Raw genomic sequence first — 16,877 nt, 5'->3', positions numbered from 1 at the left:
GACTAGAAAATTATAAAACCTAAAAATGAGCGAATCTGCTAACAAAATAAGCAATTTTTTTCGTAAATTCGTAATAAAATAGAATCAAAGATTAATTACGCTTTGCCGTTGTCGGTGTCCCCACCAACAACAAAACACTACCATATATGTATTTAGTATTCGACACCGAAACCACAGGACTTCCAAAAAACTTTAATGCACCAGTTACAGATTCTGAAAACTGGCCTCGTTTGGTTCAGATTGCTTGGCAGTTGCACGACAAAACAGGAAATCTGTTATCTGCTCAAAATCACATTGTTTATCCAGATGGATTTACGATTCCTTTTAATGCCGAAAAAGTTCATGGGATTTCTACCAAACGAGCAGAAGAAAATGGAAAACCTCTTTCTGATGTTCTGAATGCTTTTGCTGATGATTATCAAAAAGCTGATATTCTTATCGGACATAATGTAGAATTTGATGTCGCTATAATGGGCGCAGAATTTCATAGAACCAGTATTGAGCGTGGTTTTATGGAAAAAGAAACGCTTTGTACCAAACTTACTTCGGTAGATTTTGTGGCAATTCAAGGTGGACGTGGTGGACGTTTCAAATGGCCTACGCTTACTGAGCTTCACACCAAACTTTTCGGAGTTCCCTTTGCAGATGCTCACGATGCTGCCTATGATGTTGATGCGACGGCAAAATGTTTTTTTGGATTATTACAAAATAAAGTAGTTCCGACAGTAGAAGATATTACGCCTGAAATGGTCGTTTATCAAGCTCCAGAACTTGATGAAGCTAATTTTCAGCAAGTACAAAAGAAAAGTAAGGCAAGCGATAGACTAAAAAAAGATAGAAAATTAGATGAGATTTTGCCATTTGTACATCTTCACAATCACTCTCAATTTTCTATTTTACAGAGTACGGCAAATGTCAAAAAATTAGTTAGTACAGCTAAAGAAATGGGAATGCCAGCCATTGCCATTACTGATATTGGAAATATGCATGGTGCTTTTTATGCTGTTGGAGAAGGTGAAAAGTTAGGAATAAAAGTCATTATTGGTGCAGAATTATACCTAACAGAAGACAGACACAAACATAAATTTACCAAAGACAATCCAGACCGTAGAACAAAACAAGTTTTCTTAGCTAAAAATCAAGCAGGTTATCATAATTTGGCTAAAATGTGTTCTTTTGGATACGTAGAAGGCTATTATGCAGGTTATCCACGTATTGATAGAGAGCTTGTTGTAAAATATAAAGAAAACGTAATCGCTACAACAGGAGGAATTGGTGCAGAAATTCCTCAACTGATTTTGAATGTAGGAGAGCTACAAGCAGAAGAGGCTTTTCAATGGTGGTTAGAAGAATTTAGAGATGATTTTTATATTCAATTACAAAGACATGGATTAGAAGAAGAAGAGCGAGTAAATGAAATTCTTTTGAGTTGGGCTGACAAATACGATGTAAAATATTTTGCTTCCAACGATTGTTTTTATCTCAAAAAAGACGATGCAGATGCTCATGATACGCTTTTGTGTGTAAAAGATGGCATTCCAAAAAGTACACCAGTAGGTCGTGGACGTGGGTATCGTTTTGGTTTTCCGAATCACGAATTTTATTTTAAGTCTGTCGAAGAGATGAATCAACTTTTTGCAGACCTTCCAGAGGCGATTGAAACGACAATGGAAATTGTAGATAAAACGGAAGTCATAAAATTAAAACGTGATATTTTATTACCAAAATATGATATTCCAAAAGAGTTTGATAATGAAGATGATTATTTACGTCATTTGACTTATGAAGGTGCAAAAAAACGCTACAAAGAAATTACTCCTGTCATTACAGAACGCATCGACCACGAACTCAAAATCATGAAAAACATGGGTTTCCCTGGTTACTTCTTGATTGTACAGGATTTCATTAATGAAGCTAGAAGAATTGGAGTTGCCGTGGGTCCAGGGCGTGGTTGTTTGACAGCCGATGCAAAGGTGGTTTTGCATGACGGAACAACAAAAAATATTTGTGATATAGTCGTAGGCGATAAAGTAATTACAGAAAGTGGAACAATTAGAAAAGTAAAAAATACATTTGTTTATCCTACTAATAACAAAGAGGAGTTACTAAAAATAAAAACTTATTACGGAGAAACAGAAGGAATTACACTTACCAAAGACCATAAAATTCTGACAGAAAAACAAGTATTTCCAAAGAATTATGAAAACTGGGCAGAAAGCACAAAAAAGAAAAGGTCAAAACCACGTCCAACAGGAAATTTAGAATGGAAACAAGCGCAAGACATTTCTGAACATGACTGGCTTTTTGTTCCAAAACCAAAAGTTGAAATAAAAGAAATAAAAGAATTTGATTTGGCTGATTTGAGTGAAGATTCTCTTCTAAATGATTTGCGTTTTGATGAAGAAACAATTTATCATGACGTTCAAAATACTCTTTGCAATACCATTCAACGAACAAAAACCCAAGAGAGAAAAATAGTTTTAGATAAAGATTGGTATAAAATATTCGGAATTTTTACTGGTGATGGTTGTTTCCGAAAAGATGAATATCCTATGATTGGTTTTGCTTTTCATCAAGACGAAAAAGAAAGTCTAAATTTTGTAAAAAATAAGTTTGAACAAATTGGTTGTCAAGTAAGTGAGCAACATTCAAAAACTAAAAAACTGATTCAACTGGCAGTAAATAGCAAACCTATTTATCTATTATTCAAAAAGTTGTATGATAAATACGAGTTTACATCAGCAACTAAATATGTTCCCAGTTTTGTTCTTTCTGCATCAGAAGAAAATGTAGCTTCATTTTTAGAGGGATATTGTGCAGCAGATGGACATGAAGATGAGAGTAAATTTAGATTTACAACAGTTTCAAGAAAATTAGCTGACCAAGTTCGTTTTCTTTGTTGGAGAATTAATATTCCTGCTTCTCTAGGAGTTGATAATCGAATAGACAAAAGAGAAGCCTTCAAAAATACGCAAACAGCTTATTATGTAACCATTCCACAAGATAAACGAATTGGAAAAACAAAAGCTAAGGCAAACTACATTTATGAACCAATCAAAAACGAAACACATGATGGTTTTTTAGTAAAAATAAGAAGCATCGAAACCGTTCCTAATCAAACCCTAGTTTATGATTTTGAAGTAGAAGAAGAACATAATTATCTCACCTCTTCGTTTTTGGTTCATAATTCAGCAGCAGGTTCAGTAGTCGCTTACTGCATCGGAATTACTAATATTGACCCAATTTTATACAATCTACTTTTTGAGCGTTTCTTGAATCCAGAACGTGTATCTATGCCAGATATTGACGTTGATTTTGACGACGTAGGAAGGCAATCGGTTATCGATTATGTAGTAAAAAAATACGGTCGTAATCAAGTAGCACAAATTGTAACATATGGTACAATGGCTGCCAAAATGTCTATTAAAGATGTTGCTCGTGTGATGGAATTGCCTTTAGATGAATCAAATAGAATTGCCAAACTTGTCCCCGAAAAACCTGGGACGACACTAGACAAAGCCTTTGATGAAGTAGAAGAATTAAGACAAATCTTTAGAGCAAAAGACTTGCAAGGGAAAGTTTTGCAAAATGCTAAGGTTTTGGAGGGTTCTGTTCGAAATACAGGAACACACGCAGCAGGGGTAATCATTGCCCCTGATGATATTACCGAATATATTCCTGTCTGTACAGCCAAAGATGCCGAACTTTTTATTACGCAATTTGATGGAAAAGTAGTTGAAGATGCAGGAATGCTAAAAATGGACTTTTTGGGTCTGAAAACTCTGACTATTATTAAAGATGCCATTGATTTAATAGAAAAAAATCACGGTGTAAAAATTGACCCAGACGAAATTCCGATTGATGATACAAAGGCGTATGAACTCTATCAACGTGCTGATACAGTTGGAACATTTCAGTTTGAGTCGGACGGAATGCGTAAGTATTTGAAGGAGTTAAAACCGACAAATATTGAAGATTTGATTGCCATGAATGCCTTGTACCGTCCTGGTCCGATGGATTTTATTCCTTCTTATATCGACCGAAAAAACGGAAAAGAAACCGTAGAATATCCTCATGAACTCTTGCGCCCAATTCTTGAACCTACTTTTGGGATTATGATTTATCAAGAGCAGATTATGCAAGCAGCCCAAATTATGGGAGGGTATTCGCTTGGTGGTGCAGATATTTTGCGTCGTGCAATGGGTAAGAAAAAAGCCGAAGAAATGGCAAAACAAAAGGTCATTTTTGTAGAAGGTGCAAAGAAAACTCACGGCATTGACAAGAAAAAAGCCGAAGAGGTTTTTGAGGTAATGGAAAAATTTGCTTCCTATGGTTTCAACCGTTCTCACTCGGCAGCTTATTCTGTGGTTGCTTTCCAAACAGGTTATTTGAAGGCGCATTATCCAGCCGAATATATGGCAGCCGTTATGACCAATAATATGAGCAGTATCGATAAAATCACGTTTTTTATTGATGAGGCGCAGCGTATTGGCGTTCCTGTTTTGGGACCTGATGTCAATGAGAGTATTGAGCGTTTTGGTGTCAATGATAAAGGACAAATTCGTTTTGGACTTGCAGCCATAAAAGGAGCAGGAGAAACAGCCGTTTCGCATATCATTACCGAAAGGGAAGAAGAGGGAAAGTATAAAGATATTTTTGATTTTGTGGAACGAATGGATTTGTCGGTTATCAACAAAAGAACCTTTGAAGCCCTTACTTTTGCAGGTGGATTTGATTGTTTTGAAGATGTGCATAGAGCGCAGATTTTTGCACCCACCGACACAGGAAAAACAAATTTAGATTTGCTTTTAGCCTACTCAAAAGCACAAAAAGAAGAGGCAGCATCTTCACAAGTTTCTATGTTTGGAGGAGCAGATGGAAAAGTAGAAGTGATGCGTCCACGGCTTGCCGAAATAGAACGTTGGACAGAAATAGACAAACTCAATAAAGAAAAAGAAGTCGTAGGTTTTTTCATTTCTGGACACCCACTAGACCAGTACAAAATCGAAATGAAAACAAACTGTTCTTCTACCCTTCTCAACCTTGCCAACGCACGAAAAGGAGCAGAACTAAAAGTAGGAGGAATGATAATCGAAGTAGCACACAGAAAGACAGCTTCTGGACGTGATTTTGGATTATTTACGCTAGAAGACTACTCTGGAACATACAAATTTGCCCTTTTTGGGAAGGAATACGACCATTTTAAAGGCTTTTTAATAATGGGAGAATTTCTACTTATTACAGGTAGAATGGAAGAACGCTATAAAAGTCCTGACCAAGTCGAACTCAAAATAAAAAATATTTCGCTGCTTAGTGATGTCAAACAAAAACCGATTTCAAGTATCAATATTGCCATTAATTTATTGAATCTAAATGAAACATTGATAATGGATTTAGAGAATTTATTTAATGACTGCCAAGGGGGAGATTGTAAAATAAAAATGGAGTTTTTCCACCAAGCACCACAAACAGGACGTACTTTTATAAAAACCGTTTCGCACCATTTACAGATAAATCCGACCAGTGACTTGGTTAGGGATATTGAGCAGTTGGGCGTGGTTTGTCAGGTGGGGTAGATTCATAGGTTTAATAAATCCATATTATTTTTTCTAGAAGATTCTATTTGCTGTTTATAAGATTGTATTTTAGATTCTATATTAGCAACTAAATTGTGTATATCTTCCTTAGCTTCTAACTCTAGGTAAGACTTGATAAGTCTGTCAATTCCTTTTATATTATCAGTATCACTAAGCTTCAATGTATACTCACCTTGTTTTTTATCATAGTTTAACTCAATAACCTCATCAAAAGCTGAATCAAAATAAGGTGTTAAATTACGATGACCTAATCTTTTTGTATATAGATTACAAAATCTCAAAACCATAAATTCTTCCACTACAGCAGAACTAGAGCGAGTCAATGTTGTTTTGTTATCTTCAAACTTTAATGTAACCTGTAACTGCAATAAGCTCCATAATTTCTTTATCATTTCAACATCTGATAGATATTTTATAGATAACAAAAATTTACTGAGTTTAGGTATTAAAATATTTTCCATAAAACCTTCTTTATCTAGCTCCTTCAACAAATACCATAAATTAAAGTCATATAGTCTAATCGACTTTACTTTTTCTGAGTTTTTATATGCAATTTTTTTTTCTTTAATGGTCAATTTACTTATAAATAGTGCTGTAAAATACTCTTGCAAAGAGCGATGAGGAAAAGTATATTCTAATCCATCTAGCAATAAAATAGAAATAGCTGTATGTAAATCCTCTATTAAATAAGAAGTATTGTAATTATAGTTACTAAATTTATTTATTTTTTGTAAAACATCTGTTAGATACTCTTCTGTAAACGAATATTTTCCCTCTTTCAAAGTTAGATAAGAAAAGCGAGATAAAATGTCTTCAAAATCCTCCCTTGTAAGTTGTGTCTTTTTTTCTCTAGCAAAGCTGTTTTTAGTAAATCCGTCATGTTTTGAGTAAAGAGTATCAAATACATTCCTATAAAAAGCACTTTTCTTCTCTGGAATTTCAGGATGACTTTCAAATGCTAGGATAAACATAGAAAGCAATAAGGGGTTTCTTAAATATTCTGTATAATTATTATGTTGTGGATTTTTGATAACATTGAATATTGCTTCTTTTCTTTCTTCTTCATTTACTACTTTAGCCACAAAATTAGTAATATCACTATCTGATAAAGAACATACTTTAAAGTCTGTAAATCTATCAAAATTTTCTATCCCACTCCCTTGACGTGTAGTTATTACAAATTTATTCTTCGAATATTTATCTACAAAATCTTCTATTTGAGCATTTATTTCTTGCTTTTTTTCTGAATAAATTTCATCATATCCATCTAATAAAAAAAGAAATTTTCCTTTTTTTAAAGCTCTTTCTACTATCTTATTACTAGATTTTGCTCCAAGTTTTACTATTTTATCTAAAAGTAATTTTTCAAAATTACCTTCATATTGATTTAACCTTCTAAGCTCAATAAGTATTGGTATTCTACTCTGTGACTTTATAGTTTCTAAAAATATATATTTTACTAAAGTCGTTTTTCCACTTCCAGCCGACCCAACTAAAGTAATATTACTATAATCATCAAATAACTTATCTAAATCACTAAAGTCAGTATTCAAACTTTTGTAGGTCGCTTTTATAGGAAAATATATATCATAGAATCTTACTTTTTCTTGTCTATGCAAAAATGTATTTGTAGAATAATATTTGTCAGTTTGAGAACGTAAATATTCTTTTAAATCGTCTCCTATTAAATTTTTCCACTCTGCATCTCCTTCTTCTAGAAGTTTTATAAATGGTGTAATTAAATTTGTCGCTTCTGCTTTTAAATCCATCAGTTTGTCAAAAATTTATGTTATATATTTAGGATAATTCTACCATATACAATTTAGAAAAAATAACTAGATTAGTAAAATATTTTCTCATTAAATAAAAACAAAATCTATAGGTCAGATAAATCAAAAAGAGGAAAAAAAAGCAGCTAATTGAAAACTTACTCTATCCTTTAAACTATCAAAATGAAACTTTTTAGGAATTGATGGAATATGCTAATTCGTATTTTTCTAATTAAAATGAATAACCCAAAATCTGTTTTTTTTATAGTAGTGCAAAAAAACACTAATTTTTCTAGATTTTATATTGAGAATTAGCTTTTTAAAAAATTAGGCTAATAAAAAATGAATTGCAAAACAAAAAGACTTTCCCAATAAATAGGAAAGTCTTTTTAAGGTTTTTTGAAAGAAGTATTATTGAATTTCTTTAAGAGTAACAAAACCAGTTTCATAATTTTGAGAAAGTAAAAGAGATTTTCCTCCTCCCATTATATTATTGATTTCATTAAAATCAATTTGATTAGGAGAAGAAAAAAAATCATTCAAATCTACTCTCAAAACAATTTTCTTATTGTCTGTACTAAAAACTCCCTTTTCATTGACAGTATCAAAACTCAAACTAACTTTTTTATAATTTTGGTTTTGTCCAATATGAAAAACTAAAGGAATAGAAGAATCTGAGTTAGAAGGATTAGTATAATACTTTCCTTCCATGACCACAAATTTATAACCTGTATTCCAATCCCACGCCATACTATTACTAATATCCAAGTCACCAGTATTGTCCAAAGAAGTATTTTTGATAGAATCTATTCCAATAGAAAAGGTCATTTTACTAAACTCTCCTTTTTTTATCAAAATTTCTCTCTCAAATGTATTTTTTTCTCTATTTGCTGAAAACAAATAATAAGAATCTTCTACTTTGAAAGTTTCATTTGTTGAAGCAGATTCAAATTCAAAATTACTTAGATAGAACTTAAAACTTTCTAACAAATATCGTTGATTTAAGTCATTTTGATATTCTTGCAATAATTTTAAAGGCTGATTTCCTACAAAAAATTCTACTTCTAAAATTACTTTTTCTGTTTCGTCTTCTTTTTTAGATTCATTTTCAGAACAGGAAAAAAACAAAATCAATACAACAAATAGCGAATAATAATTTAATTTTTTCATAACTTTTAAACCTGAATTAGATTATTTTTTATTTGCTCTATATTTATCTAAGGCTTTTTGTGCTGTATCTTTAATTTTGCTTTGCATAAAAGAACTCCAACCCAAAAGTTTTCCAGATATTCCTAAAGCCATTCCAGACCATTTCCACAAATCAAAATCGTCGGTATGACGAATAATTTTGCCATTTTCAAATTCAAAAACAGCCTTTATTTTATTATGAACTGTATTTCCAGTTTTGCTAAAAGGGTAAATTGCTTCCCAGTTGGCAGAACCTTTAATTCCATTCGTTTCTACATTTGAAAATGAAACTTTCAAGTTTGTTGCACTTCCAAGCAGCATTCGCCACATATCTCTCGCTTCTTCTCCTTTCAGATTCTTAAAAACAGGGTCATTAAAAACTATATCATCAGCATAACAATTTGCCATTTTTTCTGCATCTTTATTCATAAATGCAGTATAAAAATCAGTAATTAATTGTTCTTTTTCTTGAGTAGTCATAAATTAGTTATAAAATAATAATTGATATAAAACTTAATTTTGCCATTATTTGTGTCCTCACAAACGACATACAAATTCTTTCTTTTAAAATGCAAACAAAGTAACTCCAATCGTAATTGGGCTTCCTCCATTACAGTCGCAATCTAACTTATCTTTTTGGAATAAAGAATTAAATCCATAATATCCAAACAAATAAAAGCTACCATAACCAATACGAGCCAAAGCACCATAACGCACCTTTGAAACGAAAAAATTATTTTTAGTTTTTTCTATAAAATTAGCTCCATCATCTTTATATCTTACTTTTGTAGCTCCCGAAACAGGAATTCCAAACTTTCCACCCAAGGCAAATCGTAGTCCTTTTTTGGTAGGATTAGGAATATAATGAAACTCTAAAGGAACATCTATATAAGTTACTGAAAATTTACTTTTTATAATTTCATCTTTTTCAAGCTCATAAAACTGTATTTTATCTTCCCCTATTACGTTTTTTCCTCTAAAAAGACTTACATCATCTTTAAACATATAATTATCTACGGCAAGCGAAACTCCAGGTAAAAATTTTACTTTTGTACCCAAATTTATATTTCCCATATATGATAAATTGAATGACCATGAACCCCAAATCTTCAAATCCATTGGGTCAGGTGCATCTATCAAAGAACTTACACCAAAATCAAGAATAAAATAACCAGGGATAATTTCATCTCTCGTCGTAATAATATCTTTATCTTTATCAATACGCATATCTTGTGCAAAAATAGAAGTACTAGGAAACACAAAAACTATCGAAAGAAGCAAAAAAATAGAGTAAGCAAAAAAACGAGTCATAATCAGAAAAATTAAAGAAATAAAACAGAGTTGAAAAGAATCTAATACTGAAGTTGTTTAAGAATGAGTTTTTTTGTACGTATTTTTGTTGGTGTCGCTACGCTAAAACACCAACAAAGGCAGTGTTATTTTTCCATAAAATTGGGATTGCAAACCCAATTCTATGGAAAAATGAACATTCTTAAACAACTTCATTAACTTAAAACTTTCGTAAAAAATAAAACTTGCCTTTTGTTCATTAGAAGTTTAAATTCTATCTAAAGATTAAAACTACACCAAACAAAAGTCTGTGTGAACTTTTAAATTACAAAAATCCTAATTACTTAAAAGATAAAACTTAAAAGATAAAAAAGAATTTTAATTCAATTAATAACTCAAAGTAATTAGGATAGTTTTAAGTTTTGTAAGATACACAGACTGATATAAATCTATCCATTACTTTCATTTTTCATCCAAACTGTACGTTGAGGAAACGGAATTTCAATTCCAGCCTCATCCATTTTGTATTTTAGTTCTTCAATCAAATCATTGTGTACAGACCAATAATCAGATGTTTTTGACCACGAACGAACAGCAATATTTACCGAACTATCTCCCAAACTCGTTACTACAATAACAGGATTTGAAGGTGCATTTTCTTGTCCTTCTTTCAAAACAAGTGGGTGTGCATTAGCAGATTTTGACATAATTTCTTTTGCTGTTTTTATATCATCACCATAGCCTATTCCTATAGTAATATCGACTCTTCTGATAGGTTCTCTTGAATAATTGGTAATCGGACTGTTTGAAAGTTCGCCATTTGGAATAATAATACGTTTGTTGTCGGTTGTATTCAGCATTGTATAAAAAATCTGAATCTCTTTTACTGTTCCCATCATTCCTTTTGCTTCAATAAACTCTCCAATACGGTAAGGTTTTAGAAGAATAATCAAGACACCACCAGCAAAATTGGATAAACTTCCCTGTAATGCCAAACCAATAGCCAAACCAGCAGCACCAATAATAGCAGCAAAAGAAGTAGTATCAATTCCGACAATGGAAGCAACAATGACAAATAAAAGAACCTTTAAAACAACTCCTATAATACTAGACAAAAAATTAGCAAGAGCCACATCAGGTACTCCTTTTTTTAGGGCTTTTTTAATAAGACTACTAATAAACCCAACGATTATCCAACCAACAATAAGAGCTACAAGGGCATAGATGACCTGTAAACCATACTTGACTACAAGTTCTTCAATTTTAATTTTTGATAAATCAAATTCCATAAAGTATTTTTATATTAGATGAGAAAATAGAGTAACCCAAAACAAACTATTGCTTGTTTTATATGTTATGAACTATAAAGTAAGGAAATTGAACGTAGCATTCCAAATAAATTAGACTTTAAAACGTAAATTTTATTATATTAGCGGTCATTTTATCCTTACTTTATGATTGATTTACCTAACTTACGTAAAAAAGAAAAGCCTTTTATGGCTCTTACTAGCTTGACTATCAAAGAGTTTGATGAGTTATTAGCTACTTTTTCTCCACTTTGGGAAAAACATTATATGTATTATGACCTCAAAGGAAAGGCTAGAAATAAGCCCACCTTCCGAGAACACGCAAAAATACAACTAAAAGGTAGTGAAATGAAACTTTTTTTTATCCTTTACTACTTGAAAAACAACCCTTTACAGGAATCTTTAGCTCTTACTTTTGATGTTTCTCAAGGAAAAGTTAATCAATGGATTAACAGCCTTCTTCCCATTTTAAAAGAAAGTTTAAGAAAAATTAATGTATTGCCTGCAAGAAATGAATCGGAATGGACAATAAAACTTGCAGATCGTGTTGAAGAAGCAGGTAAAGCCTTAGAGTTATGGGTAGATGGAAGCGAACGTGAAATTCCTCGTCCCTCCGATTACAAAGCTCAAAAAGAAGTATATAGTGGAAAAAAAAAAGCACACTATAAAAAATACTTTAGTTACAGATAAACATCAAGAGGTAGTTTTTTTAGGAGATACAGAAACAGGAAAAGTACACGATAAACGTTTATTAGAAGAAGATGATATTACCTTTCCTGAGGGAACTATTCTTCATCAAGATACTGGTTATCAAGGTCATAGACCTAAAGGTGTCCTTATTGAGCAACCCAAAAAAAAGCCTAGAGGAAAAGAATTATCGGAGCAGGACAAGGCTGAAAATAGTAAAAAGTCTAGTCGTAGAGTACGTGCAGAACACAGCATAGCAGGAGTAAAAAGACTTAGAATTGTCTTAGATGAAATCCGATTGTGGGGAGAAGAGGTAAGAGACCAAGTCATGGAAATTGCGTGTGGTATTCATAATTTAAGGGTAAAGACAAGAATAACCTATCAAAAATTATCGTAATAAAGTCTATTATAGTACTATAAAAACTGAAAAATTAAATTTTGAACTTTATTACTCTACTTATTGGTTAGGCATTTGTAGTAAGATAGTTGTAATTTTTAAAACGAAATTATTTCATGTAATTTGCAACTAATTATTTTTCAGACTTTTATTTAGGAAAAAGATTTTATTAAAGCAAATACTCAAAACACAAGTTGTTTATAATCAACATATTAAAATCATAATTGATTTCGTTATCTTTCAATTCGTAATTGTTCCTTATTCTTATAAATCGCAATAAAAACAAAGAAAATAAAGGAATAAGACAATTATTTTTTAAACTAGATATTTTAACAAACACAATTTAATCACTTAAAGAAATTAGAAGAATTAATTATACACTAGAAAAGAACACACAGTTCGGATTTCTGACTTCTAACTTCTAACTTTATTATATGACAAAGAGAAAAAAAACAAAAAACGAGAAAAACCCTCGTCTTAGCCGTGAAGAAATTCAAAAATTAGCCACAGGGCTTATAGAAACGCTTGCTCAAAGCAAATCTGAAAGTTTTACACTTCGCCAGCTCTACAAAAAAATGGGCTTGACAGAAAAAGAAGACAAAGAAAATATAAGAAATATTGTAGAAACAGCTTCTACTCCTGAAAATTCACCTTCAAAAAAACAAGAGCCTAAAAAACAAGAAGACAAAGAGGAAGATAAACAAGAATCTCACAACAAAACTACTTCTACTACTCAAAAACAACAAACTCAAAATAATCAAAAGCAACCTTCAAAAGAAGTAGCTAAAGAAACAGTTAGAGCAATTCCTGTACAGAAAAAAGTTCTTTCTGATGAGAATAATGAACCAAAACGAGACGTAGAAGAAATAAAATCAGATGATGTAGAATTACAAAAAGATGAATATATTGGTACTGTTGATGCAGGACGTGATTCTTCTTACATAATCTGTGAAGGGCTAGAAGAAGATGCTTGGGTTGGAGGACACAAAATAAAAGGTGCAATTACTGGAGATACTGTCAAAATTAAATTAACAGGAAAACAAAAAGGAAAAAATCCAGAAGCCGAAGTACTAGAAATAGTCGAACGTGGAAGAACTGAGTTTGTAGGAAATGTACAACTACTCAATCGCTTTGCCTTTGTAGTAGTAGAATCCAAAAAACTCAAAATGGATATTTTTGTTCCTTTGGATAATCTAAATGGAGCAAAAAATGATGATAAAGTAATCGTTAAGATTATAAAATGGACAGAAGAAAAAGGAAAAAATCCAGTAGGAGAAGTAACCGAAATTTTAGGGAAAGCAGGAGAGAATGAAGCCGAAATACATGCTATTATGGTGGAGTTTGGCTTACCAATAGATTTTGATGAAAAACTAATCAAAAAAGCAGAAGATGTACCTGATGATTTGACTGAAAAAGAATTCAAAAAACGTAGAGATTTTCGTCCTGTATTGACTTTTACCATTGACCCACACGATGCAAAAGATTTTGATGATGCTATTTCATTAGCTTATTTACCAAATGGAAATTATGAAATAGGTGTTCATATTGCAGATGTTACACATTATATTCGCCCTAATACACTATTAGAAAAAGAAGCTCAAAAACGTGCCACTTCGGTGTATTTGGTAGATAGAGTTGTGCCAATGCTTCCTGAAAGAATTTCTAATAATCTTTGTTCTTTACGTCCACAAGAAGAAAAATTAGCTTTTTCAGCAGTATTCGAATTAGATAAACATGGAAGTGTTCATAAACGTTGGTATGGCAAAACAGTCATTTATTCAGACCGTCGTTTTACGTATGAAGAAGCACAAGAACGCATCGAAACCAAAGAAGGAGATTATGCAGACGAAATAAATGTCCTTAATGATATTGCCAAAAAACTACAAGCTAAACGATTCAAACATGGTGCAATTAGTTTCGAAACGCAAGAAGTAAAATTCCAGTTAGATGAGAATGGAAAGCCTTTAGGAGTCATTCCAAAAATCCGAAAAGATGCCCACAAACTCGTGGAAGAATACATGTTGCTTGCCAATAAAAGTGTTGCCGAGTTTGTCTATCGTTACAAAAATGGAAAAGAAAAAAATACAATGATTTATCGTGTCCATGATGATCCAGACCCAGATAAGTTAGCAAATTTGAAAGCCATGGCAAAAACATTTGGTTATGATATAAATACTGAACCAGAGCATTTTGCTGCTTCTTTAGCAAAATTAGTTCAAGAAACAGAAGGCAAACCCGAATACGAAACCCTTCAATCATTAGCTATTCGTTCGATGGCAAAGGCAGTTTATACCACAAAGGCAACAGGACATTTTGGTCTTGCATTTGAACATTATTCTCACTTTACATCGCCTATTCGTCGTTATCCTGATATGATGGCGCACCGTCTTTTAGAAAAATATTTAAAGAAAAATATCAAGTCTGTCGACCCTTCCAAATACGAAAGTATGGCTCGTCATTCATCAGATATGGAAAAACGAGCTTCTGATGCCGAACGTGCTTCTATTCGTTACAAACAAGCTGAGTTTATGTCTGCTCATATTGGAGAAGTATTTGAAGGAATGGTCTCAGGTGTAACAGAATGGGGCTTGTATGTAGAAATTACCTCAACAGCTTGTGAAGGAATGATTCGTTTGTCAGACTTGAAAGGAGATTATTTTGAATACGAACCAAAAAACCAACGAGTAATTGGTCGTAAATCTAATAAAACCTATACGCTAGGAAACAAAGTAGAAGTACGAGTAAAAGGTGTAGATATGGAAAAACGAACGATTGATTTATGGATGGAAGTAGAAGAAGAAGCGTATGTTAGTTCAAATAAATCTCGCAAACCTCGTGGAGGTAGAAGACGCTAAAAACTTTTTTTTAGACTTTAGAAAAGAACTTAATTAAATTAGGTTCTTTTTTTTGGATAAATACAATCTAAGAAGCAAATAGCATCATAAACAAAAGTAGTAAACAAATACTTTGAAAAAGTGTGCTTTACTTTCTAAAAAAATACACAATAAGTAACGGAGCAAAATATAACATCTCTAAAAAAGAATTAGAAAGTGGGAGTCTAAAAACTGTCAAGACACCTTTGAGATGTCAGACAAATTATAATACCAATATAAATATTGCATTTCCCTTTTGCTGGCACAAGATTCTATCTTGTGTCTGTCTATTCTGTCAGCATATGCTGACAAAAAAGAGCGTCCAAGCAAAATGCTTGAACGAGAAATATGTAAAGGAAAAAATAATTTTTATTTTGGTATAATAACCTATAAACAATTTTACCCAGTTACTTAATTTTATTTATTAAAAATAATAACTAACATGAAGAATATATTATTCTTTGGTGATAGTCTAACAGAGGGTTATGGACTACAATCTAACCAAGCTCCTCCTGCTCTTATTCAACAAAAAATAGACAGGTATGGGTTACCTTATACTGCTATTAATGCAGGTGTCAGTGGTGATACTACTCATAGTGCTGTTATGCGTTTGCCGTCTATTTTACAAACACAAGAGGTAGATATTTTTGTACTTGCTTTGGGAATAAATGACCTTTTTAGGGGAATTAGTCCTGAACAAATGCAGCAAAATCTTACTCAAATTATTGAACGTACAAAAGCACAATACCCTCATGCAATGATTGTGTTAGCAAAAGTAAAGTTACCTATTGAGTTACTTGTAGGTTTTGGTATGATGGGACAAATTGCTGCACAATATGCTGTTCAGTATCAGAAGGTATATGAAAACTTAGCTAAAAAATATGGTTCACCTCTGATTCCTTCTTTATTAGAAGGAGTAATGGGAGAAGTTCATCTCAATCTTTCTGATCGTTTGCACCCTAACGCAAAAGGATATGAAATTGTAGCAGATACAATTTGGAAAACTATTTATCCTATTTTACGTCAGACTTATTCTAATTGAAATGACTTTTTATAAGTTGATTAATTTGGTTGTCTGACAATTTTTGCACCTTATTGATTTTTTCGAATTTTGAATATTGGTGGTCATCGGTGGAGACACCAACGACATAGTGCAAAAATTGTCAGAGAACCATTAATTTACTATAAAAAAAATAGAGTCCTTAACTTATAAGATACAAAGGTCTCAGTAAGTACTCTATAATAAAGTAAAAACTATTTATTCTATATTACTATTTTTTTAAATCTATTAATACTGTTACCGATATAGTAAGTCCATCTTCAGTTTCTTCTTCAGAATAAGACAGTTTTAAATCGCTTGAAGAAAGGGAAGTAATAGTAAATGTCGTTTCATCATCTGTTCCTTCATCAAAAATAACATCTTTTTCTCCATTAGAAAATTTCCAAGTACCCGAACCATCAAAAGTTCCATTATCATCAGAAGTATAAGTTCCATTTGATTTGAACTCAATAAAAGAACCTGAAAGGTCTTGTACATCAACAGGAAATGCTACTCCATTGAGTGTTGCATTAGTAGTAACTGTTTCACCCTCCCAACGAGATGCAAGAAGATCTGTTTTAGTTTCTTCATCGTCTTTGTTACAAGAAGAAAAAGATAGGGAAGATACCAAAAGAATCAAGACAATAAATAAAAAGTTTTTTTGCATAAAATAAGTCATCAAATAAAGTAATAAGTTTCAATAAAAAAGTCAGGTTTTATATTCTGACTT

The 16,877-nt window shown here is 32.1% G+C and carries 11 protein-coding genes; 5 read left to right on the top strand and 6 right to left on the bottom strand.

Annotated features, from left to right (window positions below; all coding sequences use genetic code 11):
- Nucleotides 1–146: 146 nt before the first annotated feature.
- The gene (gene dnaE / locus ACE193_RS13205) at nt 147–5,576 is read left to right on the top strand and encodes a DNA polymerase III subunit alpha (protein WP_375558699.1); all 5,430 of its coding nucleotides are present in this window, start codon (nt 147–149) and stop codon (nt 5,574–5,576) included.
- 2 nt (nt 5,577–5,578) lie between these two features.
- Here dnaE and ACE193_RS13200 read toward each other — a convergent pair whose 3' ends face one another.
- The 5 genes from ACE193_RS13200 to ACE193_RS13180 all read right to left on the bottom strand — a co-directional run bounded on the left by ACE193_RS13200 (nt 5,579) and on the right by ACE193_RS13180 (nt 11,133).
- Nucleotides 5,579–7,366 (bottom strand): NACHT domain-containing protein, encoded by a 1,788-nt coding sequence (locus ACE193_RS13200; protein ID WP_375558698.1) that lies wholly within the window; start codon nt 7,364–7,366, stop codon nt 5,579–5,581.
- A 411-nt stretch (nt 7,367–7,777) separates the two neighbouring features.
- Nucleotides 7,778–8,536, bottom strand: coding sequence for an MbnP family protein (locus tag ACE193_RS13195; protein ID WP_375558697.1), 759 nt, complete (start codon nt 8,534–8,536; stop codon nt 7,778–7,780).
- Between the two features lie 21 nt (nt 8,537–8,557).
- Nucleotides 8,558–9,034: a nuclear transport factor 2 family protein gene (locus tag ACE193_RS13190; RefSeq protein ID WP_375558696.1), complete on the bottom strand. Its 477-nt coding sequence runs from the start codon at nt 9,032–9,034 to the stop codon at nt 8,558–8,560.
- Nucleotides 9,035–9,118: 84 nt separating this feature from the next.
- The gene (locus ACE193_RS13185; RefSeq protein ID WP_375558695.1) at nt 9,119–9,865 is read right to left on the bottom strand and encodes an outer membrane beta-barrel protein; all 747 of its coding nucleotides are present in this window, start codon (nt 9,863–9,865) and stop codon (nt 9,119–9,121) included.
- Nucleotides 9,866–10,293: 428 nt separating this feature from the next.
- Nucleotides 10,294–11,133 (bottom strand): mechanosensitive ion channel family protein, encoded by an 840-nt coding sequence (locus ACE193_RS13180; RefSeq protein ID WP_375558694.1) that lies wholly within the window; start codon nt 11,131–11,133, stop codon nt 10,294–10,296.
- Between the two features lie 165 nt (nt 11,134–11,298).
- Here ACE193_RS13180 and ACE193_RS13175 point away from each other — a divergent pair, with 165 nt between their 5' ends.
- From ACE193_RS13175 to ACE193_RS13160, 4 genes are all read left to right on the top strand, one after another.
- The gene (locus tag ACE193_RS13175) at nt 11,299–11,841 is read left to right on the top strand and encodes a transposase family protein (protein WP_375558620.1); all 543 of its coding nucleotides are present in this window, start codon (nt 11,299–11,301) and stop codon (nt 11,839–11,841) included.
- Nucleotides 11,795–12,235 carry a transposase family protein gene (locus ACE193_RS13170; protein WP_375558619.1) on the top strand — a complete coding sequence of 147 codons (441 nt, stop codon included), beginning with the start codon at nt 11,795–11,797 and terminating at the stop codon, nt 12,233–12,235. The genes ACE193_RS13175 and ACE193_RS13170 overlap by 47 nt, the downstream gene beginning before the upstream one ends.
- A gap of 434 nt (nt 12,236–12,669) precedes the next feature.
- Entirely contained in the window at nt 12,670–15,090 is a 2,421-nt protein-coding gene (gene rnr, locus ACE193_RS13165; RefSeq protein ID WP_375558693.1) for a ribonuclease R, read from the top strand.
- A gap of 460 nt (nt 15,091–15,550) precedes the next feature.
- Nucleotides 15,551–16,150, top strand: a complete 600-nt coding sequence (locus tag ACE193_RS13160) for an arylesterase (RefSeq protein ID WP_375558692.1) — start codon at nt 15,551–15,553, stop codon at nt 16,148–16,150.
- Between the two features lie 229 nt (nt 16,151–16,379).
- Here the strand turns inward: ACE193_RS13160 and ACE193_RS13155 are convergent, their stop codons facing one another.
- Nucleotides 16,380–16,814, bottom strand: a complete 435-nt coding sequence (locus tag ACE193_RS13155) for a lipocalin family protein (protein WP_375558691.1) — start codon at nt 16,812–16,814, stop codon at nt 16,380–16,382.
- Between the last annotated feature and the right edge of the window lie 63 nt (nt 16,815–16,877).

The sequence above is a fragment of the Bernardetia aquimarina genome, from assembly GCF_042180575.1.
Taxonomy (GTDB): Bacteria; Bacteroidota; Bacteroidia; order Cytophagales; family Bernardetiaceae; genus Bernardetia.
This window is presented reverse-complemented; position numbering and strand designations above follow the sequence as displayed.

Bases quoted from the DNA above. Each gene is read 5' to 3' on its own strand.
- dnaE (WP_375558699.1), top strand. From the start codon at position 147: ATGTATTTAGTATTCGACACCGAAACCACAGGACTTCCAAAAAACTTT.
- ACE193_RS13200 (WP_375558698.1), bottom strand. From the start codon at position 7,366: ATGGATTTAAAAGCAGAAGCGACAAATTTAATTACACCATTTATAAAA.
- ACE193_RS13195 (WP_375558697.1), bottom strand. From the start codon at position 8,536: ATGAAAAAATTAAATTATTATTCGCTATTTGTTGTATTGATTTTGTTT.
- ACE193_RS13190 (WP_375558696.1), bottom strand. From the start codon at position 9,034: ATGACTACTCAAGAAAAAGAACAATTAATTACTGATTTTTATACTGCA.
- ACE193_RS13185 (WP_375558695.1), bottom strand. From the start codon at position 9,865: ATGACTCGTTTTTTTGCTTACTCTATTTTTTTGCTTCTTTCGATAGTT.
- ACE193_RS13180 (WP_375558694.1), bottom strand. From the start codon at position 11,133: ATGGAATTTGATTTATCAAAAATTAAAATTGAAGAACTTGTAGTCAAG.
- ACE193_RS13175 (WP_375558620.1), top strand. From the start codon at position 11,299: ATGATTGATTTACCTAACTTACGTAAAAAAGAAAAGCCTTTTATGGCT.
- rnr (WP_375558693.1), top strand. From the start codon at position 12,670: ATGACAAAGAGAAAAAAAACAAAAAACGAGAAAAACCCTCGTCTTAGC.
- ACE193_RS13160 (WP_375558692.1), top strand. From the start codon at position 15,551: ATGAAGAATATATTATTCTTTGGTGATAGTCTAACAGAGGGTTATGGA.
- ACE193_RS13155 (WP_375558691.1), bottom strand. From the start codon at position 16,814: ATGCAAAAAAACTTTTTATTTATTGTCTTGATTCTTTTGGTATCTTCC.